This is a genomic window from Cytobacillus sp. Bva_UNVM-123, from assembly GCF_046351715.2.
Classification (GTDB): Bacteria; Bacillota; Bacilli; order Bacillales; family Cytobacillaceae; genus Cytobacillus.
Genome location: NZ_CM177772.1, coordinates 4,722,292 through 4,748,161 on the forward strand (window position 1 = coordinate 4,722,292; position 25,870 = coordinate 4,748,161).

Annotated in this window: 20 protein-coding genes; 6 read left to right on the forward strand and 14 right to left on the reverse strand. The window is 38.0% G+C overall.

The window, feature by feature from the left end:
• Positions 1-223 precede the first annotated feature (223 nt).
• The 9 genes from KDN24_RS26380 to sda form a co-directional block, all read right to left on the reverse strand.
• Entirely contained in the window at positions 224-1,630 is a 1,407-nt protein-coding gene (locus KDN24_RS26380) for a flagellin N-terminal helical domain-containing protein (protein ID WP_525931258.1), read from the reverse strand.
• A 43-nt stretch (positions 1,631-1,673) separates the two neighbouring features.
• Positions 1,674-2,102, reverse strand: coding sequence for a flagellar export chaperone FliS (gene fliS, locus KDN24_RS24225; RefSeq protein ID WP_409973281.1), 429 nt, complete (start codon positions 2,100-2,102; stop codon positions 1,674-1,676).
• A 57-nt stretch (positions 2,103-2,159) separates the two neighbouring features.
• Positions 2,160-2,459, reverse strand: coding sequence for an EscU/YscU/HrcU family type III secretion system export apparatus switch protein (locus KDN24_RS24230; RefSeq protein ID WP_409973280.1), 300 nt, complete (start codon positions 2,457-2,459; stop codon positions 2,160-2,162).
• Positions 2,456-6,898 carry a hypothetical protein gene (locus tag KDN24_RS24235; protein WP_491348204.1) on the reverse strand — a complete coding sequence of 1,481 codons (4,443 nt, stop codon included), beginning with the start codon at positions 6,896-6,898 and terminating at the stop codon, positions 2,456-2,458. Before KDN24_RS24235 ends, KDN24_RS24230 begins: the two co-directional genes overlap by 4 nt.
• Positions 6,899-7,372: 474 nt before the next feature.
• Positions 7,373-7,807 carry a TIGR03826 family flagellar region protein gene (locus tag KDN24_RS24240; RefSeq protein WP_409973278.1) on the reverse strand — a complete coding sequence of 145 codons (435 nt, stop codon included), beginning with the start codon at positions 7,805-7,807 and terminating at the stop codon, positions 7,373-7,375.
• A gap of 209 nt (positions 7,808-8,016) precedes the next feature.
• Positions 8,017-8,475 (reverse strand): ComF family protein, encoded by a 459-nt coding sequence (locus KDN24_RS24245; protein ID WP_409973277.1) that lies wholly within the window; start codon positions 8,473-8,475, stop codon positions 8,017-8,019.
• A gap of 235 nt (positions 8,476-8,710) precedes the next feature.
• Positions 8,711-10,234 (reverse strand): ATP-dependent helicase ComFA, encoded by a 1,524-nt coding sequence (locus KDN24_RS24250; RefSeq protein WP_409973276.1) that lies wholly within the window; start codon positions 10,232-10,234, stop codon positions 8,711-8,713.
• 229 nt (positions 10,235-10,463) lie between these two features.
• On the reverse strand, positions 10,464-11,303 hold the full coding sequence (gene fakB / locus KDN24_RS24255) for a fatty acid kinase binding subunit FakB (RefSeq protein ID WP_409973458.1): 840 nt from the start codon (positions 11,301-11,303) through the stop codon (positions 10,464-10,466).
• Between the two features lie 295 nt (positions 11,304-11,598).
• The gene (gene sda / locus KDN24_RS24260) at positions 11,599-11,766 is read right to left on the reverse strand and encodes a sporulation histidine kinase inhibitor Sda (RefSeq protein WP_409973275.1); all 168 of its coding nucleotides are present in this window, start codon (positions 11,764-11,766) and stop codon (positions 11,599-11,601) included.
• Positions 11,767-12,094: 328 nt separating this feature from the next.
• On the opposite strand from sda, the gene KDN24_RS24265 reads away from it, so the two are divergent.
• Complete coding sequence (locus KDN24_RS24265) at positions 12,095-12,343, forward strand: hypothetical protein (protein WP_409973274.1); 249 nt, start codon at positions 12,095-12,097, stop codon at positions 12,341-12,343.
• A gap of 445 nt (positions 12,344-12,788) precedes the next feature.
• Here KDN24_RS24265 and KDN24_RS24270 read toward each other — a convergent pair whose 3' ends face one another.
• Together KDN24_RS24270 and KDN24_RS24275 are read right to left on the reverse strand one after the other, a co-directional pair.
• Positions 12,789-13,469, reverse strand: a complete 681-nt coding sequence (locus KDN24_RS24270) for a response regulator (protein ID WP_409973273.1) — start codon at positions 13,467-13,469, stop codon at positions 12,789-12,791.
• Positions 13,470-13,537: 68 nt separating this feature from the next.
• Positions 13,538-14,680, reverse strand: a complete 1,143-nt coding sequence (locus KDN24_RS24275; protein WP_409973272.1) for a sensor histidine kinase — start codon at positions 14,678-14,680, stop codon at positions 13,538-13,540.
• Positions 14,681-15,748: 1,068 nt separating this feature from the next.
• Here KDN24_RS24275 and KDN24_RS24280 point away from each other — a divergent pair.
• The 5 genes from KDN24_RS24280 to KDN24_RS24300 all read left to right on the forward strand — a co-directional run bounded on the left by KDN24_RS24280 (position 15,749) and on the right by KDN24_RS24300 (position 22,378).
• Positions 15,749-16,381: a YigZ family protein gene (locus tag KDN24_RS24280; RefSeq protein WP_409973271.1), complete on the forward strand. Its 633-nt coding sequence runs from the start codon at positions 15,749-15,751 to the stop codon at positions 16,379-16,381.
• A 97-nt stretch (positions 16,382-16,478) separates the two neighbouring features.
• A complete protein-coding gene (locus KDN24_RS24285; protein ID WP_409973270.1) occupies positions 16,479-17,510 on the forward strand; it encodes an LCP family glycopolymer transferase in 1,032 nt (343 codons plus the stop codon).
• Between the two features lie 285 nt (positions 17,511-17,795).
• Positions 17,796-20,075: an N-acetylmuramoyl-L-alanine amidase gene (locus tag KDN24_RS24290; protein ID WP_409973269.1), complete on the forward strand. Its 2,280-nt coding sequence runs from the start codon at positions 17,796-17,798 to the stop codon at positions 20,073-20,075.
• Positions 20,076-20,334: 259 nt separating this feature from the next.
• Positions 20,335-21,048, forward strand: a complete 714-nt coding sequence (locus tag KDN24_RS24295; protein ID WP_409973268.1) for an SH3 domain-containing protein — start codon at positions 20,335-20,337, stop codon at positions 21,046-21,048.
• A 1-nt stretch (position 21,049) separates the two neighbouring features.
• Positions 21,050-22,378 carry a SpoIID/LytB domain-containing protein gene (locus KDN24_RS24300; protein ID WP_491348205.1) on the forward strand — a complete coding sequence of 443 codons (1,329 nt, stop codon included), beginning with the start codon at positions 21,050-21,052 and terminating at the stop codon, positions 22,376-22,378.
• Positions 22,379-22,582: 204 nt separating this feature from the next.
• Here the strand turns inward: KDN24_RS24300 and KDN24_RS24305 are convergent, their stop codons facing one another.
• The 3 genes from KDN24_RS24305 to KDN24_RS24315 are packed head-to-tail and all read right to left on the reverse strand — an operon-like array spanning position 22,583 to position 25,781.
• On the reverse strand, positions 22,583-23,824 hold the full coding sequence (locus KDN24_RS24305; protein ID WP_409973266.1) for a glycosyltransferase family 4 protein: 1,242 nt from the start codon (positions 23,822-23,824) through the stop codon (positions 22,583-22,585).
• Between the two features lie 14 nt (positions 23,825-23,838).
• Positions 23,839-24,702, reverse strand: coding sequence for a UTP--glucose-1-phosphate uridylyltransferase GalU (gene galU / locus KDN24_RS24310; RefSeq protein ID WP_409973265.1), 864 nt, complete (start codon positions 24,700-24,702; stop codon positions 23,839-23,841).
• The gene (locus KDN24_RS24315; RefSeq protein ID WP_409973264.1) at positions 24,699-25,781 is read right to left on the reverse strand and encodes a glycosyltransferase; all 1,083 of its coding nucleotides are present in this window, start codon (positions 25,779-25,781) and stop codon (positions 24,699-24,701) included. Before KDN24_RS24315 ends, galU begins: the two co-directional genes overlap by 4 nt.
• Between the last annotated feature and the right edge of the window lie 89 nt (positions 25,782-25,870).

Sequence of the window (25,870 nt, forward strand, 5' to 3'; positions counted from 1 at the left end):
ATAGACGTATTTTACCATAAAGATATTATTCAATCAGTGGAAAACTGTAAATTATAGAAGCTTGCTACCAATTGAAAAATTAAGTTCCAAGTAAACTAGCCTCTCTTACACTATTGAATCGGTAATGTTCCTTGAACCAGATACTCATCTAACTCAAAATATTATACTTTATCATTAAACAAAGGCAAGCCCTGAATAATAGGACTTGCCTCTTCTGTTTAAATTATCCTTGAAGCAATTGAAGAACTCCTTGTGGCAATTGGTTTGCTTGCGCAAGCATCGCTTGAGCTGCTTGGTTAAGAATGTTATTCTTTGTGAACTCTGTCATTTCAAGCGCCATATCTGCATCACGAATGCGAGATTCAGCAGAGCTTAAGTTTTCGTGAGTCACTTGTAGGTTGTTAATAGAGTGCTCTAAGCGGTTTTGAGTCGCCCCTAATTTCGCACGTGTTGATGAAATTTGGTTAATTGCTTTTTCTAATCTGAAAAGAGCATCATTTGCATCTTTATGGTTAAGTAGGCTGATTGTATTAATTCCAAGCTTGACCGTACTTAGTTGTGGAACATCTATATTTAAAGTTTGGTTCGTATTTGCACCAATTTGGAATGTAAGAGCTTTATTCGTTAAATCAAATTTTGTTGTACCATTTTTAACATCTGTTCCAAACTTCATTTCCATTCCACCATGTTTCACAACGCCATTGCTTGTTGTAATTTCCTTTGAGAATGTAATTGGAACAGTACCACCGCTGCTGTTTTGCATGGAAACAGAAACTGTTAGCTTTTTCTCTACTTGAATCTTAGCTGTACCATCACCATTAATTTCCTTTGTATTAATGGATATTTGATTCGGTTCTTGTCCAATTTTTACTGTTGAACCTGATGACTGTCCTACCTTGAATGCACTTGAGCCAAGACTGAATCCATTTGGATCAAAGATTTCAATTGTAGCATTTCCATTTACACCATCACCTTGATAGTTTGTAACTACAATAGAATACTCTCCAAGTGGTAACTTTTGATCATTACCTATAGATAAAACATCACTATTGCTAATACCAGCACCTGGCTGATTGATCGTATACACTTCTTCAACTTTTTCAACATCAATTTGATATTTACCTGTTACTAATGTTGGGTCTGTTACAGTCGGTACTTGTAGCATATTCGTAGCTGAATTTGTTCCAGAAAGGAATTGTGTATCCACTGCACTTGAACCATCTAATAATTTACGTGTGTTAAACTCTGTTTTATTAGCGATGCTATCAATTTCTTTAAGTAATTGGTCAATTTCCAATTGAATAGCTTCACGATCAGAAGTCGTATTCGTATCATTCGCTGCTTGTACAGCAAGCTCACGCATACGTTGTAACATAGAGTGTACTTCTGTCATTGCGCCTTCAGCTACTTGCATTAAAGACACGCCGTCAAGCGAGTTTCTTTCCGCTTGCTTTAAGCCGCGGATTTGAGAGCGCATTTTTTCAGAGATGGCTAGACCTGCTGCATCATCAGCAGCACGGTTAATGCGTAGACCAGAAGATAATCTCTCTAGGTTTTTTGATGTATTAAATTGGTTTTGGTAAAGATTGCGGTAAGCATTTAGCGCTTGAATATTATTATTAATTCTCATTTTTTCTTACTCCTTTGAAGTTGAATTTCTATTATAAATTAATTTAGTTATCTTCCATAAAGACGTTTTTTTCATAGGCTAAAGCTTTTTGCCTAATAGCTGCTTTAGGGTCTGCATGTTTGTTCTGCATGGCTTGATTCCATGAAGATGAAAGATCCTCTACTATTTGGAGAACTTCTTTAATGATTGAGACATCTTTATGTAAATTAGCCTCAACTACTTTATCAGCCATATAATTGTAAAGTACATCTAGCTGGTCTGCGATAATGCCTGCTTCATAGTTAAGACCGGCACCAAGGCGATGAAGAATGTCGTTTGCTTTTTGTAATTTCTTATTGGCAAAAACATAGTCTTTGTTCGTAATATCTTCGATGGCTTCCTCTAAGTTTGTTAAACAGGCTTCATAAAGCAGCGCTGTAATTTCTTGAGGTGATTTCTGATGGATGGCTGACTCTGTGAAAATACCAGTCACGTATTTGCACCTCCAAATTGGTTATCTGTTACTTTTATCGACAGTTTTTTCAAGTGTTTAATAGTTTTTTTCCATTTCTTCAATTAGGACTAGAATTTCTGCCATAACCGAGTAAAGCTGAGGGGGAATATTATCCCCCAAGTCCATATCTAATAGGTTTGCGACGAGTGAAGAGTCTTCTTGCATATGGATATTATTTTGACGAGCTAACGCGATAATTTGCTGGGCAACCTGGCCTTTTCCTTGAGCAACGACGATAGGTGATTTTCCGGTTTCTTCATCATACTTAATAACAGCAGCCGACGGACCGTTGATTTCTCTTCGCTTTTTTTGGTTATAAAAATGGGAAACTCTCATATTTTAAAATCCATTCCCTTCTCAGTGAAGACAGGTCTTGTCGGTTTCACTTCATGATCTTGCTTTTCATGAGAGACCGGCTTGCTCGGAGCCGCATTCATTCTAGTAAAATGAATACTATTTACGTTGTAGCCAACTTCTTGAAGCTTCTCCTTTGTTAAAGCAGCAAGCGGCTCCATCCGCTCTTTAAACCTTGGCATGTCATTTTTTATCGTGATGGATAAATTTCGGTCTGTTGAATTCAGAAGTATCCCGACATCGCCAAGTTTTCTTGTTTCTAGTAAAAAGTAAAGATTACAGTTTTCCCAATCAACCTGCTGTCCTTCATTTTTAGAATTAATAAAAACTTGGAGGTTTTCCGGCTTCCCACCTAATAGCATTGGCAGGTTAAAGAACATACTTTGTAAAGTGCCGCTGGCATCAGACTTACTTAACAGCTGCTGTCCAGTAAGATTCGTGAGCGCCTGTTCTGCTTGCTGGGCAACTTTTGAGTTTGCTTCTTCCCCTTGCGTTAATTTCAATAAAGCCGCTTTTAAATTTTGTTGTTGGTGCTGCTCCTGCTGTGACTCCCCGTTTTTCTGGAAAACAAGTGAATTCGCAATATCACTATCATGGTTTAATCCTAACGAGCGAACCATTTCGAACATTTGTCGTGCTGACGGCTCTTGATTCGCTGTTGCCTGTCCATATTGAGCTAGTAAATTTTGCGATGGCGAACGGTTTTCGAGTGCCATACTTTCTTTATTTACGAAGTGCATGATTTTTTGCTCTGTCGGTTTGAAAATAAGTTTATCAACCAATGTTTTCACTTCGTTAATTATTTTATTCGCTTGAGTGTGGTCTCCTTTAGCAAGAAGTTTTTTTGCTTCTGCTAATTGAGAACTTGCTTGCATAAGCTGTTTTTCCGTTTTCATATCGGTAAAAAGCATCATTTCACTTTTTAAAATCGCATTATCCAGCTTGCTAATCGCCGTTTCCAGCATTTGTTTCGCCTGTGGATAGGCATTGTTTTTAAAAGTATCAACAAGACGATTGACATTGTCTAAGTTTCTTACGATTTCTCGCTTTAATTCACGGAAATCATGTGTTGCCTGTGCTAGTTTTTGCGTTACTTTTGTAACTAGAATGTCCTTTGATTGAATTTGCATCGATTGCAGTTGCTCATTTATATCGTACTGATCTTGAGTTAGTGGTTGCTGTTGAGTTTGTTTCGGCTCTGTTTTTACAAGTTCCTGTTGGATTTCCGTTAATTCTTTTGAAAGATGTTGACGTGCAGCAATTTCCCTGCCCTTGTCATGGAGCTGGGTCGCATGCTGAAGTGCTTTTTCAGCTTTGTCGATTGTTTTCATATCGATATTCGGGTTGCTCGTAATTTCTTTTCTCATCTGGTTTAATGCCTGTTCAAGATTTGACTCTTTTTGTAATTGCTGTAAAGCCTGTTTGATCGTTTCAGAAGGTTTCGTTTCAGCTAGCTTTACTTGCTGCTCTAACGTTTCATCGGCATCTAGGGCGCTGTTTTGCTGCTGATTTGCTAATGCTTGTTGTTCTTTTGTATTCGTGCTTGAACTCGATTCAGTTATTTTTGCTTGTGCATTTTGCTTCAATGCTGATTCTACTTGCTGCAGCATTTTAATGAGCCGCTCTCGACCTGCTTGGTCAAGTTGGTTCGCCTGGTTGGCAAGACGTTCAATATTGCGCGAAACTTCTGGATCGATGTTTTTATTATTAACGATATGTTCCTGAACTTTTTGAAGGACCTTTTTCGGGTCAGGCTCAGTTTGAAGCTGCTCACGTATTTGTTTAAGAGAGTCTTTTAATTCGGATTCTTTCGTTGCAAGCTGGGCGTCTGCCTTTACGACCTCGCTTTTATGTTCGATTGTACCTCGATCAAGTTGTGATCCTTGTGTCGATTGAACTGGCTGCCTTGGTGGCTCAGACGGAGTTGATGGTTGACGGGCTTCTATTTGCTTCAGTTCCACTTCCGCTTTCGCTAATGCTTGCTGCAACCGCTCTCGACCTGCTGATTCTTCACCTATTTGCTTTAGTTGAGCTGTTTCTCTTAACGCTTGTTCAATTTTTTGGGCAACTTCTCGATCTATTTTTGAATGGTTGACAACTTGGTCACGCACTTTTTCGATTGCTCGCTCAAGATTTGGTTCTCGCTGAATATCTGCTTTCACTTCTTTTACAACTTCACTTAAGCGTGCTTCTACTGGCTGTCGATTTGCTTGTGATTCAATTTTGCCGTTGCTTGCCGTTTCACTTGGGCGTTGGTCAATCGCATTACGATCTGGTTGTGGCGCTTGTGATCCTTGTGTCGATTGAGCTGGCTGCCTTGGTGGCTCAGTCGGTGTTGATGGTTGACGCGCTTCTACTTGCTTCAGCTCCACTTCCGCTTTCGCTAATGCTTGCTGCAACCGCTCTCGACCTGCTGATTCTTGGCCCATTTGCTTTAATTGAGCTGTTTCTCTTAACGCTTGTTCGATTTTTTGGGCGACTTCTCGCTCGATTTTTGGATGATTGACAACTTGGTCACGCACTTTTTCGATTGCTCGCTCAAGATTTGGTTCTCGCTGAATCTCTGCTTTTACTTCTTTCACAATTTCACTTAAACGTACCTCTACTGGCTGACGGTTTGCTTGTGATTCAATTTTACCGCTATTTGCCGTTTCACTTGGGCGTTGATCATTCGCATTTCGATCTGGTTGTGGCGCTTGTGAGCCTTGTGTCGATTGAGCTGGTTGCCTCGGTGGCTCAGTCGGTGTTGATGGTTGACGCGCTTCTACTTGCTTCAGCTCCACTTCCGCTTTCGCTAATGCTTGCTGCAACCGCTCTCGACCTGCTGATTCTTGGCCCATTTGCTTAAGCTGTGCTGTTTCTCTTAACGCTTGTTCAATTTTTTGGGCAACTTCTTGAGTGATTTTTGGATTGTTTACAATTTGATCGCGCACTTTTTCGATTGCTCTTTCAAGATTTGGTTCTTGCTGTACCTGAGCTTTAACTTCACGCACAAAATCACTCATGCGAACTTCTGCTTGCGCACGATTTGCTTCCATTGCCTGCACAGGTTGGGATGTCTGCACCCGCTGACTAGACTCTGTCATGCCGCCAATTGGCTGAGCTGGCTGCTGTCCTCTTCCTTCTACTTTCTCAACTTCAGCTTGAACTTCAGATAAAGCACTCGTTAAAACATCTTTTCCTGCTGTCATTCGACCTTGTCTCGCTAAAGCAGTTGCTTCTTCTATCGCCCGACTTACCTTTTCAACAACCTCTTTAGGAAAACGAGAATTCTCGCTCATTTGATTTCTTATCTTTTCTATTGACCGCAAAATATTTGGGTCCTTTGAAACTTCTGTTTGCAATCCTTTTACGAGATTAGCTAACGAGCCTTCTTGATTACTGACTGTAGCCGTTCCCCTTGTTTGATTCGTTCCTATATTTGATTGTGCTGAAGTCAGTTCTTTTTTCAAAAATTGAGCTTCGACCTCTTTTAATGCTTGAAGAAGACGTTCCTTTCCAATCGATTGCAGCTTCTCGGCTTCAGCAGCCACCTTTTCAATTTGCTGTGCGAGCTCGCGATCGATTTTAGGATTATTAACAACAGCCTCTCTAATTTGCTGAATTGCTTTTTTTAAGTCAGGCTCATTCTCAATTAATTCTCTGCTTTTTCGAACAAGCTCACTCGCTTCATTCGCCGTTTTCGCTTGTTGAATTTGTTTAGTTCCTTCATTTGCGATGGTTTCTTTACTATTTATATTTTGTTGTTCAACTATTTTAACCGTTTCTGTTTCCTTCGAAGGCATTTTAGGAACTGCTTGCTCTTGTTGTCTTCCAGAAACCCGTTCATTGCTTTCAAGCTTAAATTCGGGATCAATTTCTTTTGCTAAATCGGTTAGTACTTCATTTAATGGTTTCCCATGCAAAGCTTCATGAATGGCTCGGAGTTGATTATGAGTAGCTTCTAATCGTTTATTCGCAAGTGCTTTCACTGTTTCAATTTTTGATTCTAACGGTCCTTCTGCTTGATCGATAAATGCCTTCAAATCATTTACAATTTCTTTTGATAATGGCGAACCTTTATCTAATAAAATTTGGACAGCCTGCTTTAAGCCTGCGCTCTCTTTTCCAGTTAATCCAACACTTTTTAAGATTTTTTCTTCGCTTGAAATTTGGGTCTCTAATTTGGCATTTTCCGTTGCAATTGTTTTAACTTGGACAACTTGATCCTTTTGTCCATTAACTTGAACCGTTACACGATTTTCGGATGGCACTCCATCCTCAAACATCGCAACCTGATCTCTTCCGCGAATTTGGATCATTGCTTCGTTTTCAGATAATTTTTCTTTTATCGTAGCTTGATAGACTTCCCCTTGCCTTAACTCAATGGATTGATCTGAAATCGGTATTTGATTATAAGTAGGATAATTGCTGACTTGCATATGTTCCACTCCCGTACAAATACTTTCTGTAAAATTAATATCGGTGGAAACGGAATATTATTAAATTCAATCTAACTTTGGAGTAAAAGAAAAATGGTTGAAAATTAATAAATGGTTTTCTTTTTTTTGCTGGCCGCTAAGCGAAAACACAATAAAAAATCTTTATCTACTTTCTTTAACATGCATTTATTTTATAGCCCGATAGAAATGAGCTATTGACCACTCATATATTGCGCTTTTTAATAGACTATTGGCCATTTTTCTCCTTTTGCAACCATTCATTGGCTGATAGAAATGGCTTATTGACAATATTTATGTATTTTCTCGCGCTTTTTGACCGATAGAAGCACTCTATCGACCATTTTCTTCCTCATCCATCCTTTCTTTAGTCGTTAGAAGCAAGCTTTTGACCTTTTTCAAGTAAAATCTCTTCATTTTTGTCCAATAAAAAAAGAATATCCAGTTGGATATCCTTTAATTCCCTCGTCTTCTGAATTTCTCATCGACCGCAAAATAGGTTGTATGTTTCTCTCTTTTTTCGATTTCTTTTCTTCTCTCTTCTTCCATCGTGTGTGTACTAAGATCTTTGCGAAATTCATCTGTGCATGAAGCGCAAAGTTTGCCTTCACGAATGTTCGTTCCACATTTGTCGCAAGGATAACCTAAGTTCGGGAATTGGGCTAATTTTAGGCGGCCACTTTTAATGAATTTTAGCAATAATGCTTCTTCAACCTCAGTTGCCTCAACGACTTGAGCCATTGTCGCGGTTCTATTTTCACGTTTACGAATGAATTGATATACTCTCTCATACGATTTTTCTTCTTCCTTCCAGCAATTCTGGCAAATATCGCGAAACTGATTTCGCACGAAAATCTCTCCACAATTTGGGCAATTTGTCAGTTCAGCCAATTTCTGCTCCCCCTTAAGATCAATTCACCTTGACGAATAGGCAGGCACATTCCTTGAAAAAATAGGAAGTATTCGCCAAAGGCATTACTTTATTCAGTTCGTTTTCAAACGTTTTGGGTAGATCTCACAATTCAAACTGGATACTCTCTTATTTTCTTCATTATATCGCTAGTTACCTAATTTAAAAATGACAGATTACTGAAAATTTTTCAACCGCGGGCAAATGTCAGCGAACTAACGGAGTGTACTCCGGCTTCCTTCAGAACTTTTGCCGCATGTCTAAGAGTTGAACCAGTTGTATAAATATCATCGATAAGCAGAATATGTCCTGCACGAATGTCTCCTTCCGTCTGAAAAACTTGCGGAAGACGAATCCGCTCAGAACGGGATTTCTTCGATTGCTTCTCAGCGTGTGTCCTTTTAAGGAACATACTCGGTTTATGGCCGCAAGCAAGAATGATGGCTTCTGACTGGTTAAAGCTACGTTCATAAAGGCGATTTTCACTTAATGGAATAGGACAGATAGCATCAAATTCAATTGTATTGAGCTTTTCTTTAATAAAAAAGGCAAGGACATTAGCAAGAATATAATCTCCGCGGTATTTATATCTTGCGATCACCTCTTGGGCAAAATCATTGTATATGACAGAAGAATAATTTTTTACCAAAATTCCAGCCCACTTTCGATCCTCTTCCCAACGAATGCAATCTAAACAATGACCATTCTTTTTAAATTTGTCATTTACGTTTGTGAATGGTCTGTCACATTTTTTGCATGTTTCTCCGCTAATTTTAGAGAATCGCCCTTCACATATGGCACATAATGGCTTAGGCGTTTTTTTCAAAAATACTGCTGACCAACCAACTTGAGGGATTAACTCGTTAAAACAAAAAAGACAAAGTTCAATTATCTATCATCCCTTTCTTTCTTGCTTCTATATTCATCCTAATAATTTGTTTTTTAGCTGAAAGCATTGCCTCTGTTTTTCCATAATGAAAAAAGACAATATCTCCTCCTGGAGCCTGTGCACTTCTCCCTACTCGACCTGCTATTTGCACAAGTGCACTTTCAGTAAATATCCGATCCTCTGCCCCGAGAACAGCCACATCTAGATTAGGAAATGTAACACCCCTTTCTAAAATGGTAGTCGTGATGAGCAATCGAATTTCCTTATTTCGCATTGCAAGGACCTTTTGTTTACGGTTCGGATCTTCCGCGTGGACCGCTTCTATATTTGGATGAAGCTTGCGGAGAATAGGAAGCATTTTTTCCATTTTTTTAATTTTTGGAACGAATAAGAGACATTGTTTTTTGGCGGCAAGACGAAGTTTTATCCATTGAAGAATATTGCGAGGGAGCTGATTTTTTTGGAGTGCCTTTTCCCAATTGCCACACCAGCGAAGCTCAGGCACTGGAAGGGGGTGACGGTGAAAACGTGCAGGAATCGTAATAAACTTTCTCCTGCCAATACGGCATTCAGCCTGCCATTTAGGATTTGGTGTTGCCGTAAGATAAATGATGGAAGATTTCGACTTTCTCGCTTGCTGAACAGCATATTGAAGAGATTCATCGACTGAATAAGGAAAGGCATCAACTTCATCAACAATAATCGTATCGAAAGCTTGATAGAAACGAAGAAGCTGATGAGTAGTCGAAATCGTCAATGGAGTATTAAGAAAGCGATCCTCACTGCCACCGTACAATGAAGCTACTTTTATGTTCGGAAAAACCTTTTGAAGTCGTGGGGTAAGCTCAAGCACAACGTCTGTCCTTGGTGTTGCAATACAAACCCTTTTACCGGAAGTAAGGGCTTCATCAATTCCCTCGAAAAGCACTTCTGTTTTACCAGCTCCACACACAGCCCAAACTAAAAACTCCTCATTCTGATTAATAGCTGCTACTACTTGTTCCGACGCTATGTTTTGGCCTTTTGAGAGAGTACCATTCCAAGTAAGATAGGAATTACAATTCTTTTCTTTAGTTGATAGGCTTTCTTTCAAAAAAGGCCACGGACCCGTCCAACTTAATAATGGGGAACAAGAGCTTATCCTTCCCATCATAATACATTTGCGACAATATAAGCATTCTTCCTCCCCACATTTTGCACAAGGAAATTTAGCAAAATAACGCTTGTCTTTATTACCACACCTTACACAGGACGGTTTGTTTTTTTTATAAGCAATCCCTTTTCTGTAAATGAGATACCCGTTTTCATAATGTAATTGGATGTCAGCTATAGGACAGTGCAAATCATCTAGAAGAAGCTGTCTTCCTGATAATTGTTGTTGAAGTTCTTGATTATATTGAAAATCAAGGTTTAATGGCTGCAAAGGGATCTGTTCAATCGAACTAATAGGGGATGTTTTTACAGGGGATAGTAGGAGTTTATTTGGAACAAGTTTTGTTTGATGGACGGCAAATCGCAAACAATCACCTCCTTATGATTTCATTAGACAGATGTAATGCGAACATAATACATCAACTTGGTTAGTAAAGTAGAATTAAACACACCCTTTCATCTGAATTTTCAATACTTGCAGAACCGTATAAGCATTTTGATTCCCAAGCACATAGCCATTCAGTTGGCTTGGGAATCATTTGCATTGTTTAAGATACTATAGCGGAAACAATGGCAGCTAATATCATAATAGATTTTTATTTTTGTACCCACCCGAGCCCCATTGAACCCTCACCAAGATGAGTGCCAATTACTGGGCCGAAATAGCTGATCATAAACTCAACATACGGGAATTGGACTTGGAGTTCGTCTCTCCATTCTAAAGCTTCTTGTTCGCGGTTTGCATGAATAATGACCGCTTTATAACACTCTCCAGATTTAACTTCCTCGCCAAGCAATTCGACAATTCTCTTCATTGCCTTTTTTCGTGTACGAATTTTTTCAAATGGAACGATTTTTTTATCTTGAAAATGGAGGAGTGGTTTAACTTGTAGAAGGCTGCCGATTAATGCCTGCGCACTTGATAGGCGACCACCTCTTTGTAAATGCGACAAATCATCTGCCATAAAATAAGCGCATAACGTTTGCTTCATTTCTTCAAAACGGGAAATAATTTCTTGCGGCGTTTTTCCAGCTAAGGCCATTTCAGCTGCTTCGATTACATAAAACCCTTGTACCATACAGCTTATTTCGGAATCAAACGGGTAGACTTTAATACCTTCAACCATACTACCTGCAGATACAGCCCCCTGATAAGTACCACTAATCCCACTCGAAAGATGAATACTTATGACCGCGTCATAATCCTTTGCTAAACTTTCAAAGAGCTCGACAAATTGTCCGACTGATGGCTGAGATGTAGTTGGAAGCTCTTTATGTTTTATTTGTTCATAAAAATCGACCGTACTAATCTCAACTTCTTCCTCATATGTTTCATTTCCGAAAATTACGTTGAGTGGAATCATATGTATATTTAGTTTTTTCCGTATTTCTATCGGGATATAGGCTGTACTATCCGTAACAACTGCCGTTTTCATCATTAAATTACCTTCCTTATTCTTCTACTAATATCTAGCTTCCATTCTATATGAATTCAAATAGGAATGCATTAAATTTGGTGGAAAAGAAGGGGTTAATAATATAGGGGAAAATTTACAAAATGGAAATTAGAAGGATATAGACATTAACAGAAGAAAGTACACTAGATTTATTACTTCTTGTACAAGGGGGCAAGTAAAGCTGCTGAAATAGATAGTGATTCACCTATATTTTCGTAGAGTAGAAGATTATAACTAGATTACGATTAAATCTTACATGCCCTGTATTTATATGTTACTGAATTTTCAATATGGATATTCCTTCTTCTTCAATAACTTCAATACCTCGTCTTTGAAGTTCATTCAAAAGAATATTAATAAAACTAGAATCAAGTTCGATGTTAATCGCCTTTTCATATGCTTCAATAAGTAGTGGATCAGGCAAAATGGTTAGACTAGACATTTCTTCACCTCCCATAATACCTATTTTGAGCTAAAATGTTTAATTTTGTAAATAGTTTATCATCAAATGTCACTATTTTTACATTTTCGACAAAATTAGAGGTTTTTCTATGAGCAATTTTTCACAATACTTCTAGTATATGGGCCTTAAGAAGGAATCATTTTTTTCATGAAAAAGGTAAAATATTATAGTGCCTGTATATTTACGGTTTAATTATTTTTATATTGGCTATCTTCATATTTATTAATTTGCTTATGATGAAAAAGATTATTTTAGGAGGGGAGTAATCATTAAAAATAGTAAAACTGTTTCAATTGCAAATATGCGAATGCTTAACGCTGAAACAGCTCATGAAATAGTATCAAGACAATTAACAAACGAATTAAAGCGAATTAAACGAATTAAAGTTCCAAATATTGATTATTCTATTTCCGGAGAAGAATTAGCTGATTGGCTCATCGACATTTCAACGCCAGAAGAAATTGAAGAAACTTTATTGATGATTCAAAATGCAAAGAAGAGGGGATCAAATATTAATTCTCTTTTACAAACCATTGCTGTGGCATTGTTGTATTGATTGCTTGCATTCGATATTATCACGTTGTTTTCGAAAGCCTACACCATCTAAGCAAATTTTTTTCAAGCCAAATTAATGAATCCTCAAGAAATCGCAGTCTCCGGATATTTCCGCAAAAGTAAAATTTGGATGATTGACAAATCTTATCCCCTCAAATTAATCTGCGATAAAGTGAAACTTAAATCAGTGGGAAGCCTTTACCCCACTGGTTTTTAGTTGAGCCAATCACGCTCAAAGAGCCATGTCCTGTGGCTTCGCACCTGGGCTAGGACATCCTGTCCATCGTCGGGCCTTAACGGGCTGTTAAATCCACCCTCTTGAATTTTATATTCCCTACTTCTTAATATGGGGGTTCTACAGCCCGTTAACCTGCGAAAAAAAGGGAATATGCCATAGCTCGATTACTCGAGGATGACACATTCCCTTTTCTAATCATCAAATTTTACTATCTTACTTCAACCCAGCCATTTTTAATAGCTACGACAACCGCTTGTGTGCGATCATTAACATTCATTTTCTGTAAAATATTACTTACGTGATTCTTAACTGTCTTTTCACTAATAAAAATCGCTTCTCCAATGCCACGATTACTTTTTCCATCTGCTAGAAGCTGTAATACTTCGCATTCGCGGCGAGTAAGTAAATGTAATGGACGGCGAATTTCAACCTGCTGTGTATATCCCTGACCAGATTCCTCAGCAGCAAGGCGGCGATATTCGTTAACAAGATTATGGGTTACTTTCGGATGTAAATAAGAGCCGCCGTCTGCAACAACCTTGACAGCCTCAACTAAAGCATCCGCATCCATTTCTTTTAACAGATAGCCGCTAGCACCTGTTTTTAGTGCATGTGAAACATAGTTTTCATCGTCATGAATGGATAAAATAATGACCTTTGATTCCGGATATTTCTCGATTAATTGGCGTGTCGCCTCAACACCGTTAATATTCGGCATATTAATATCCATAATAATGACATCAGGGTGATGTTCCTCTACAAGTGAAATCGCTTCACTTCCGTCATCCCCTTCTGCAACAACAGCAAATGATTTTTCAAAATCTAATATCCTTTTTACACCTTCTCTAAATAATTGGTGATCATCAATTATGACAATCTTTGTAGTCAATTGCTTCCCCTCCGATATGATCGATATTTTTTCACTATATTATGTAATACTACTTAAATCATGGTTCACTACAAATTTAAAGGTATTTGTATAATGACAACTGTTCCTTTTCCAACCTTTGAATCAACAATTAATTGTCCCTCTAACATTTCTACCCTTTCTCTCATGCCGATAAGACCAAACGAATCTTTTTTCTTTTCTTGAATATCAAAGCCAACTCCATCATCTTTAATAACAGCAATAACCTTCGAATGATCAATTTCCAATTTAACGATTATCTCTGCTGCATCAGCATGTTTTAATGCATTTTGGACAGATTCTTGGATAAGGCGGAAGAGAGCAACTTCGTATTTTGTTTGAAGACGTTTTTCCTCCTTTAAATTCAGGAAATGAATTTTTATCGTTTTGTGATATTCTTCGGTTGTTTGCAAGTATTTTTTGAGGGTCGGAACTAACCCTAAATCATCAAGAGCCATCGGACGCAGGTCATAAATAATCCTTCTAACCTCATAAAGGGCATTCCGGACCATTTTTTTCAAATCCCGAATTTCCTTTATCGCTTCTACTCCGCCTTGCTCATTAAAGACACGTTCTATTAAATCTGAACGCATCATGACATTTGCCATCATTTGGGCTGGACCATCATGAATTTCGCGTGAAAGCCTTTTCCTTTCTTCTTCCTGTGCCTCAATTATTTTCAACCCAAATTCCTGCTTCATCCTTGCGTCTTCGAGCATCTCCCCTACTTGCTGAAGATCGCTCATTAAATAATTCATCACAATGGTAATTTGGGAGATGAGATGTTCTGCTCGTTCGATAGTTTCGTGAAGCCCAACAAGCCTTCTTTCAATATCATCACGCCTGTCACGAAGTTGTTTCTCCAATTGCATATTCATCGAATATTCCATTTGCAGTCGATGTGCTTTCTCATATGCTTCACGAACTTCAGCTTCTGTATGATCATTGAAATGTGCGCTAACTTCAGAAAGGCGATTTCTAGCCAACCGTGTTTGGCTTTCCAGCTTGTCTCCTACGATAATAGATTTCTTGACAAGCTCCTTTACTTCCTTCAATTCATCACTTAAAGTTAAATGATCCTTTCGACATTGTTCGCCAATACGAAATATTTCATCCTTGCTAGTTCCAACTGTATCAATCATCTTTGATAAAATAAGATCAAGCGATTTCGTATTTAATTTTTTTTTGTTCATAAAGAAATCCTCCAAAAGGAAAAGCAGAGGCGGCTTTCTCGGGGCCGCCGAAGCTAAACTTTGAAAAACGGAAGGCACCCACACATAATATGGAATCATTCATCACGCTCAATACACCACGTCCTGTGGCTTCGCCTAACTAGGACATCATGTCCGTCGTCGAGGATTTACGGGCCATTTGATTCCTCACTTCCATTTTTAGTTCTCTCAAACTTGAAACGAGGATTAGACAGCACGTTAATCAGCGGTAATTTGTCCTATGACTTTTACAATTCTTTGCCTATCATTATTTTAGCTTGAAACGGCTAGATATACCATCTCTGACGTATGTTAATTATGCCCAAATAGCTAAAATTCCGTAAAAAGGCACAGAATTAGGTTGCTCATATAAGTCTTATCGCCTATATTATGAACATGTATTATTACTTTTTCCTATTTCCTTTTTAATAACACATTTGCACCAAATGAGTTTTCACCATCTAAATATTGTTATTATATCACGGACATCAATTACAAATATTAAAGTTTGGTTACATTTAGAAAAGCGCAAGCGCCTTGGTCAGCGACGTACGAACTGGACTGCCCCCGATGAGATAAAGGAAACACGACGAGTGGAACGAGTCGATGTTGACTTATCGTAGGGAGGGGAAAGGAAGTTCGCTAGGCGCTAGGCGCTGGAGCTAGACAGTTCTCTAACTTCAAAAATTTTAAACTTTAGCGCATGTACCATTACACTCAACAAAGCAGGACAAACCTCACTAAGATGTTCTGCACCTTTCTAGGAGGATTGGCTTGAGACATTGAGACGATGGCATTTGAAGCAAATAAAATATTTTTCGATAATATTGCTACATATAGAGTAAGTGAAGGAAATCCAATGACAGCTAGACACTTATCTAAATTGAAAATCTCTTCTTCTCTTATTAACATTTGCGAGATGTTTCAATGTCGAATTATAATGTATAAAGACGATTTTGCTGAAGTAATTAAATTTGCCTAGTTTAAGTTACGTGTACGAAGGCGTTTACTAATTTCAACGTTTTATCTTATGACGAAAGGAGCGATTGCATGCTACCCCGTTACTATACGGTTAAAGGTTACGGAGAACATGAAATTGTCATCCAAAAATCCCGTTTCATCTCCTATGTTTCAAGAGCAGAATCTGAAGCAGAAGCACAGGAATTTATCCAGCTTATCAAAAAGAAACATTGGGATGCGACTCATAACTGTTCAGCTTATATGATTGGAGAAAACGACCAAATTCAGAAAGCGAATGATGATGGTGAACCAAGTGGTACGGCTGGCGTTCCCATTCTTGAAGTTTTGAAAAAAAAGCACTTAAAAGATACTGTTGTGGTCATTACGAGATACTTCGGCGGCATAAAATTAGGAGCAGGTGGCCTTATTCGAGCTTACGGGAAAGCAACCTCTGACGGCATTAATGCAACTGGTATTGTCGAACGTAAATTAATGAAAGTCATGCACACTAAAATGGACTACACATGGCTCGGAAAAGTCGAAAATGAACTCCGCTCATCCATTTACAACATAAAAGACATCCACTATTTAGACCTCGTCGAAATTGAAACTTTCGTTGAAGAAGAGCAATCTCAAAACTTTTCCTCTTGGATGACCGAGCTTACAAATGGGCAAGGCATCATTTCAGAAGGAGAATTGCTGTATTTGGAGGAGGTAGTGTAGAACTGCTAAAAATATGTTGTTTACGATTAGGTGTAAATTCGTTAAAATAAACTATTGATTGCACATTTAAAAAACTTTTGAAAAAAGTAGGGATAGAATGGCAAAATCAAGAGAAATTAGGAGGAAAAGTAAGAAAAAACGTTTTTGGCGTAATTTTGTACTTGTTTTCTTCCTTTTATTAATAGGTGGCGGAACGTATTTTGCTTTTAATCTTGTCTATCAGGCCAAAATGGCTACAGATAATATTTACCAAGAAATAGATCGCAATAAAGTGAAAGACCATCGGACCGAAGAAATAAAAATTACAAAAGATGCTTTTAATATATTATTATTAGGAATTGAGGAACAAGGTGGAGGCCAACGATCAGATGTCGTTATGCTATTAACCGTTAACCCTCAAACCGAAGAAGTATTATGGTTAAGTATTCCTCGGGATACAAGGACATATGTACCTGCTGCTGGCAGAGAAATAAAATTGACAGAATCCTTCAGCTACGGAGGGGTCGAATCAACAATTGAAGCTGTTAATAAGCTGCTTGATGTTCCGATTGATTATTATATTACAACGAACTTTGAAGGTTTTGAGGATATCGTCGATACACTTGACGGCGTACAAGTAAACGTTCCGTTCACATTTAAATCACAATTAACAGGAAGCCTTAAATGGAAAACGTTCCAGGAAGGACCTATGTATTTAAATGGGAATGAAGCACTTGCCTATGTTAGAATGCGCAAGGGAGATCCCCTTGGTGACAAAGGAAGAAATGATCGTCAAAAAGAAGTCCTGAAAGCCATCGTTGATAAAGGCACCTCACTCGGAGCGATTTCAAAAATTGATGATATTATGAGGGATTTAGGTGAAAATGTAAAAACGAATATTCCACCTTCACAATTCGTAAGTTTTATTAAACTTTATTCAAAAATAAAAGATTCAACATTTGAAAACTTAACATTAGAAGGCGACGATCAATACATTAATAGTATATATTTCTATATACCAAGAAAAGAATCTATTACAGAAATAAGCACAATCTTAAATAATACTTTAGATGGTTCTCAACAAACCTATACTTCAGATAATCAAACCTCTCAAACGAACCAAGATGAGTCGAATGATAATAAATGGTAATATTCCATTTATATAAGGAATACGTATTTCCAGTTAGATTGATAGTTTATCATAATAATAACGAAAGAGCAGCTGCTTACATTGGCTGCTCTTTTTCTTCGTAATAAAAAGGAATTTGGACAGTGCATAAATCCGACAGTTATTTACATTTTTGGTTGAGTTTAAACACTCATCATTTTTTTTCTAATAATAATGTCCTATATTTACTCTTACGGGTTGGAACATTTGACATTATTCGCTAGAATAAGAGAAGTGAACTATATTTATGTCGATGGAGGGAAAAATATGAAAAAACTTATCGCTTCCTCAGTTTTAGCAACTGCTGCCCTCTTTCCTACCTTCGCACAAGCTGAAGGCTTAAATCCTCCAGCAAGTATGATATTAGAACAAAAAGTGGAGATTGGAAAAGAAGCTGTTATTACAGGAAGCTTGGTAAATGTTCGTAAAGGAGCTACTACTTCTTATGATGTAGTCGTCAAACTATCTAATGGAAAAGTCGTCAAGGTGATTGATAGTTTTAAAAATAGTATTGGGGAAATTTGGTATCGGATTGAAACAGGATCCATTCGAGGATGGGTCATTCAAGATTATTTAAAATCTAATGCAACGATTAATCCTCCACCACCTATTACAGAAGTAAAAACGATTCAAGTGGATAAGACTCCTGTTCGAAAAGGAGCGACTGACTCTTATGCGATCGTTACGTATGTGAACAAGAGTCAAAAGATTACAATTATTGATAAATTTACAAATGCTAAAGGTGAAATTTGGTATCGAGCTGACTTAGGAAAAATTAAAGGATGGATACATGAGAAAGCTTTTGAGGCAACAACAAATCTACCTAGTCCACCTTCTACTACTGATCCTTCAACCTTACCAGAGGTAAACAGCTATGTTTATAGCTATCAAAATGGGTTAGATGTTAGAAAAGGGGCAACTGAGTCTTATGCTTCAGTTTCTAAGCTTTCAGTCAACCAAAAAGTGAGAGTCCTTGACCATTTTACTCCATCAAATGGTGCACCATGGCTACGAGTTGAAGTAAACTCCTCATTAATGGGCTGGGTGCCAGCGAGCAGTGTAGGCTCCACTCAAGCTTTAGGCAATTTATTATATGTAAATGTCGATGTAGCTAACTTAAGAAGCGGTCCGTCTTTAAATGATGCAGTCGTTGATCAAGCTTCTAAAGGAGCTCGGTTAACTGCTATTACAAGTGAATATGATTCGAATGGTGATCTATGGTACAAAGCACTGACAAATACTAATAAAATTGTATGGATAAGTTCATCTGTCGTAACAGATAAGCCAACTAATACTGAAACGACACAATATGTTGGAACAAAAAATGCTGTCATATATGCTGAAGCCTCCTTCCAATCCGCAATAATTGAACGACTTACATACAACAGCAAAGTAACCGTATTAGATGAAAATCCTAACGTGAATGGGCTTCATTGGGTACAAATTAAAAGTGCTTCCGGAAAAACAGGCTGGACCCCTAATTATGAAGTGACGGTCTCTCAAAGTGCTTACACCTATGTTAGTGCTAATAAAGGGGCTGTTATCCGAAAAGGAGCAGGAACAAACTATGCAGTCACGGTTAATCTTACTGCAAATGAATCATTAAAAGTGCTTAACACTCTTAATGGATGGCTAAATGTTGAAAATAGTAGTGGAAAAAGAGGATGGGTGCTAGAATCTCAAACGACGAAGCAGGCACCGAAACAACTAATTGCTCCAACGTTCACTACTGTGCAAAATGATCATTTTTTAAATTGGGAAAAGACAAGCAAATTTTCAATCTCCTATACAACATTATCATCAAATCGCTTAAAGCTTACTGGAGGATTAACTGATATTGAAATTCCATCGGGAAAAATCCAAGGAATTCAATCGATTGAAACATTTGCAACTGGTGCAGATAAATCTGTTGTTATTACTTTTGAGCCAGGCTATTCTTTTACATTAAGAGATTACACAGACAAGGTGTCTATTAAAGTTGTCCAATATGGACTTAGTGGCAAACGTATTATTATCGATCCTGGCCATGGCGGAAAAGATGCTGGTACTGTTGGTCCGACTGGATTGCGAGAAAAAGATGTAAATTTAGGAACTGCATTGCTGCTAAAAGAAGAACTTGAGCGCTATGGTGCGATTGTTACTTTAACAAGAAGCACAGATATTTTCCTTGAACTATATGAAAGAACGGATATTGCTAATGCCTCAACAGCTGATGCTTTTATTAGTATTCATGGGGATTCCTTCTCCGCTACGTCTAATGGAACGACTACATACTATAATTCAACTGTTAATTTTAACGGTCCAAGAAGCAAAACATTAGGAAATGCGATCCAAAAAAGCTTAATTTCTTCTTTAGGCACCTATAATAGAGGGGTAAAAGAACAAGAGTTTTATGTGAATCGGATGAATGAGCTTCCTAGTGTGTTAGTTGAGCTAGCGTTCTTATCAAATCCGAAGGAAGAAGCATTGCTGAAAACAACTGAATTCCGTAAAAAAGCAGCAGTAGGTATTACAAAAGGCCTAGAGGAATACTTTAACAATTTTTAAAAACTCTAGCAATCTATTTCCTACTTATAAAAAATATGTTAATCTTCTAATTGAAAGTAAAATTGGATATAAACCTATTTATATCCAATTTTTTTCTTTTAGCTAGTAGGAAAATTTAAGTTTATTAACGTCCAAAAGTAAAATAAGCTCAAATACTATTAGCGTTTATAATACCGCGTAAGGAAAGCTAGGACATTCGCCGATAGGACTTGGCGAACGCCAAGTTTTTCTAAAAAAATACATAGGGGGCATTTAAAAAATGAACCGTTCTAAAAAACTAATTGCTGCTGGAGCACTGACACTTAGCATAGGAGTAGGCGCTGTTATCGCAACTCCCCAAGCAATGAAAGCTTCTAGCAATGTTGTTCTAGCAAGTGTCGATTGGGTCACTTCCCAGTTAAACCCAATGAAAACGAAATTAACTGAGCTCGAAACGAAAATTGCAGCACAGCAACAAGAAATTAATAGTTTAAAAGCTCAAATTTCTCAAGGCGGCACACCACCAGTTACTCCACCACCGACAACAACTCAACCACCAACAAACGGTGAACTTCCTTCTGCTGTATATGCAAAAGGAACAGTAAACATTCGTTCAGGTGCATCAAAAGATTATAAAGTGGTTGCGACTCGAACAAATGGAACTTCATTAAAAGTAATTGATTCCTTCAAAGCTGCTACTGGTCTCTGGTATCGAGTAGATTTATCTGCGACATTAAAAGGCTGGGTATTTTCAGGTGATGTGACAGCAGAAAAATCAGGAGAAACGGCAGCAAAACAAGTTGTGACAACTGGTGAAGTCTATTTACGAAAAGGGGCAACAACAGACTATGCTGTTTTACAAACCCTTCCGAAAGGAACATCATTAAAATATATCTCAACATTCACGAATGCTAAAAATGAAGTTTGGTACAATGTTGAAACATCCGCTGGAGTTAGAGGATGGGTATCTGCTACTCTTAGCGAGGTGAAGTAACTTGAAAAAGCTTTTTTCACTTATTAGTAGTTTAATCATTATATTTACTTGTTTACCTGCAAGCACAAAAGCTGCTGAACTAGTAAATTATCCAAATATGGTAAATGTATCTATCCAACTAGCGAACAGTGTCACGATGACTTTAAACGGAAGCTATCAGCTTAGCAATAAAGATACCGGAGCCGTAACACCTCTTGCTCAAGGTACAGCTATTTCTGTAAAAAAAGATAGTTCAGGTGTTGTCGTCAGCTATAATGGTACTAGTGTAAATTCCGTTAAAGGCTTTGATTTACAGGAGCTAGCATCTGGAAGTGTATCTCTCGTTCGCTCAAGCAATGGTGTCACCTATCGAGGAAGCTTCTTTTTAAAGCCGAATGGTAGCCAAATTGAAGTCATAAACTTTCTTGATATAGAGGAATATTTAAAAGGTGTTATCCCGAGTGAAATGCCTGCTTCATTTCCTAAGGAAGCATTAAAGGCACAAGCCATTGCCTCTAGAAGCTATGCAACAAGATATATGGTGCTTGCAAGTACAACAGCAAGCCAAGTTTATCGAGGGTATTCAGCTGAAGATTCAAGAACAAATGCTGCGATAAAGGAAACAGAAGGAATTTTAGTTAAATATAACGGCAGGCCTATCGATGCTGTTTTCTTTTCAACAAGTGGTGGTCGTACAGCAAATGTAAGCGATGTATGGAATTCAAAGCAATCAGATTTTCCATATTTAGTATCTGTAGATGATCCATATGAAAAATCACCATACAGCAATTGGAGTGAAACTTTCCCAGCAGCGACCTTGCTGAAATCATTTGGTATTACCGATTTAAATGCACAAATCTATGATATTTCTATCGAAAAAACAGGTGCAAATGGAGAAGTTCGTGGGGCAACCATTAAAACCTCTGCTGGGGATAAAACAGTAACTGGAGTTGGATCGGTCATCCAAAAGCTCTTCCCACTTAATAATCCTTCCGTTTACAACCAATTATATTCAAATTGGTTTGATATTCAGAAGAATGGTACAGTGAAGCAAGATCTGTCTGTGCAAACACCAAGCGGTACTACTGCTGTTGGGGATATGAAGGGACAAAAAGTGCTGACAGCAAGTGGAGAAGTGACGCTTACCGATTCTAAAGTTTCAATCCAAACGGCAAATGGTGTTATTAGCAACGAAGGAGAAGGTAGTGTAACTACTGTTACGGTTACTGGAAAAGGCTGGGGACACCGAATTGGGATGAGCCAATATGGTGCAAAAGGATTTGCCGAGAACGGCTGGACTGCCGAACAAATACTGACGCATTACTATCAAGGAACGACTGTATCGAGATAAGGGAAATTTTATCGTGAGAAATCGGCTAAATTAGCCGGTTTCTTTTATGTTTATAAAAAACAGTCGTAAGCATTGCTCTCAATCCTCAATGTAAAATGTCGTCGGTTTCATTTCACTGCGCTTGGCGACTACTTCGTTCACGTCGAGGCTTGCTCAATGAATCCGACGACGATTTTGTTTTAACACAGAAAAAAGCTAATTCGCTTAAGAATTAGCTTTCTCCTTTTGCTTCACATCAATATTAATAAGAATTTCATCAACAATGCTTTTCCACGAATATTGCTCAATGGCCAGCTTTCTGCCATTTTCACTCATCATTTTATATTGTTCTTCTGATACGCTCATTAATTCGCTAATCGCATTCGCAATCCCTTCAGGATTTTCTGGAGGTGCAATTTTGCCACATTGATATTCCTCGAGAATGGCTGCACTTTCTCCATCCCCACAATATAAAACGGGTACACCTGAAGAAATCGCAGGAAAGATTTTCGAAGGTCTTGCTCCCTTGAAAAGCTCTATATTTCTTAATGATACGACACTATAATCAGCAATTGAGAACATCTTCGGCATTTCTGCTACTGGTACTGCCCCATAAAACGTAACATTATCCAATTTCATATCCTCTTTCATGGTTAGCAGCTTCTCCCGCTCCTGCCCATCTCCAACAAAGAGAAAATGCACATCTGGAAGCTTGTCCTTTAATAGCTGTGCCGCTTCAAGAACAGAATCAAGCCCTTGGGCATAGCCTAGCGCCCCAGCATACATAAATACTTTTTTCCCCTGAATGCCAATTTGTTTTAATAGCTCTTCATTTTTTGGAATTGGTTTGAATGTATCGGTATTTACTCCATTCGGAAGAAGAAAAACATCTTCCTTCTTCTTTCCTTTTCGCACCATATAATCCAAGATTCCTTCCGTAGCAGTCGCAATTTTCCATGACTTTTTATAAAGAAACTTCTCCAACCATTCTGCTAAACGAATAAAGGATTTATTCTTTACAATGCCTAATTCGACTGCTGACTCTGGCCAAATATCAGCGACATTGAATACAAACTTAGCCCGCTTCATTTTCGCACCAATATAACCAGTAATTCCTAGAAAAAGCGGTGGTGAATTACAAATGATTACATCAGTTGGTTTCGACTTGATAATGGAATAGAATGCACTGAAGGTAAAGGAAAAGTAAGAAGCTAGCCGCTTCCAAAAGCTCCCCTTTGGAGATGGATAAATCCAAGAACGATGAACGGGAATCCCATCCCAGTTTTCAAACATATAAAATCTTCCTCGATACTCCTCTGGAATAATCCCATGAGGATGATGAGGAAACGCAGTAATTACTTCCACCTGATGTCCTCTGCTCATTAGCTCTTTACTTACTTCGTACACACGAATTTGCGGAGCACCTGTTTCAGGGGGAAAATGCTGGCATAAATAAATCACTCTCATTTTCCCATCTCCAATTAGTTCACTTTTATTTGTTTAATATACGCTTCTAGCTTGTCTTTTAAATCTGGTCGCTTCAAAGCATAATCGATTGAAGCTTGTAAAAAACCAAATTTATCTCCTACATCATAACGATTTCCCTTAATAATATAAGAATAAATCGATTCTCTGCCTAATAAACGATCAATTGCATCAGTAAGCTGAATTTCACCTTTTTTGTCAGGTGCAACTTCTTCAAGCAGCTCAAAAATCGCAGGTGATAAAATATATCGTCCCACAATGGCCTGAGTAGATGGAGCCTCTTCAATCTCTGGCTTTTCAACAAGGCTATCCACTTTAAAAAGCTCACCTGTTTTTTCTGAATAATTCACAATTCCATACTTATTCACTTCTGAACGTGGTACTTCATTACAGCCTAATATGCTTGATTGAACATGATTATATTGATCAATCATTTGTTTTAGCGCTGGTACTTCACTATCTACAATATCATCACCTAATAAAACAGCGAATGGCTCATTGCCAATGAATTTTTTAGCACATAATACGGCATGGCCTAATCCTAATGGTTCTTTTTGACGCACATAGTGAATATCAACGAGATTCGAAATATTCTCAACGATTTCGAGCATTTCATGCTTTCCCGTTCTTTCAAGCAGCATTTCTAATTCAACCGATTTATCAAAATGATCCTCGATTGCCCGTTTGCTTCTTCCCGTTACAATGATGATATCCTCAATTCCAGACTGTACTGCTTCTTCAATAATATATTGAATCGTGGGCTTATCGACAATCGGGAGCATTTCCTTCGGCTGTGCTTTCGTAGCAGGCAAAAATCTTGTCCCCAAACCAGCAGCAGGAATAACCGCCTTTTTTATCATGATTTCATCCCCTCTTTCAAAGTCTGTTCATAAAGAGCTAGCATGCCATTCGCATTATCGATCCAATTATAATTGGCTTTCACATGCTCGATACCAGCTAGCCCCATTTCTTTACTCTTTGCTTTGTTTTCAATTAAGCTTTGAATGGCTTTCGCTAATTCTTGCGGGCTTTCTTTCGGAATAACATACCCTGTCTTTCCTTCTAATACAACCTCTGGCAAGCCGCCTACATTAGAAACAACGACTGGAACTCCACAAGCCATTGATTCAACTGCAGCGACACCAAAGCTTTCACTATCTTCTGTAGACGGAACCCCAAACACATCCATTTTATTGATGTATTCTGGAACTAAATCATTGGGAACCCTACCTGTAAAAGTCGTCACATCATCTATATTTAATTCTCGCGTTAACTGCTCATACTCTTGTCTTTGCTTTCCATCACCAACAATGAGAAGCTGCGAGTTTTTATTTGTAGAATGAATAGACGCAAACGCATGAATTAAATCTGCAATCCCATACTTATCTTCTAATGCCTTTACTGTTCCAATTGTAATATGGTCTTTTGATTTTACATTCGGAATCGGTTTAAATTTAGTCATATCCACACCAAATGGTGTAACAAATACTCGTTTACTCGTATACTTATTCGTCTCTTTAGCCATGATATGACTTGTAGAACATATAACATCTGCTTTCGATAGTGTAAATTCAACGATTTTCCGATTAACGCTACCTTGCTGAGGAAATTGAAAAATATCTCTCCCCCATACCGAAACATAAAAGGGCTGATAATTTGCTAACGCCCCAATAAAACCATAGCTCGAAACGTAGTGGGCGTGAAGAATATCAGGCTGAAATTGCTTTAAAATTTTCTTTAAAGCAAAAACACTTGATATATACGATAATTTCCCTGGTAAAAGTTTCGGAAGAGTAATCGTATCAATTTCCTTCGCATTTTCAGGTGAAAAATGGTCGGAAAATGTCACAACTTTAACATCGATCCCTTTATCTTTATAAAACAAGGCCCACTTATGTGTATGAATGGATTTGCTTGGAGCCAAAATTAAAACTTTCATTTCTTCAACCTCATTTTTTGTCCTTTAGCTATGTTAAATTTGACTGTTGATTTCCGCTCCAGGTTGCTCGCTTTCCGCGGATGGTCCGG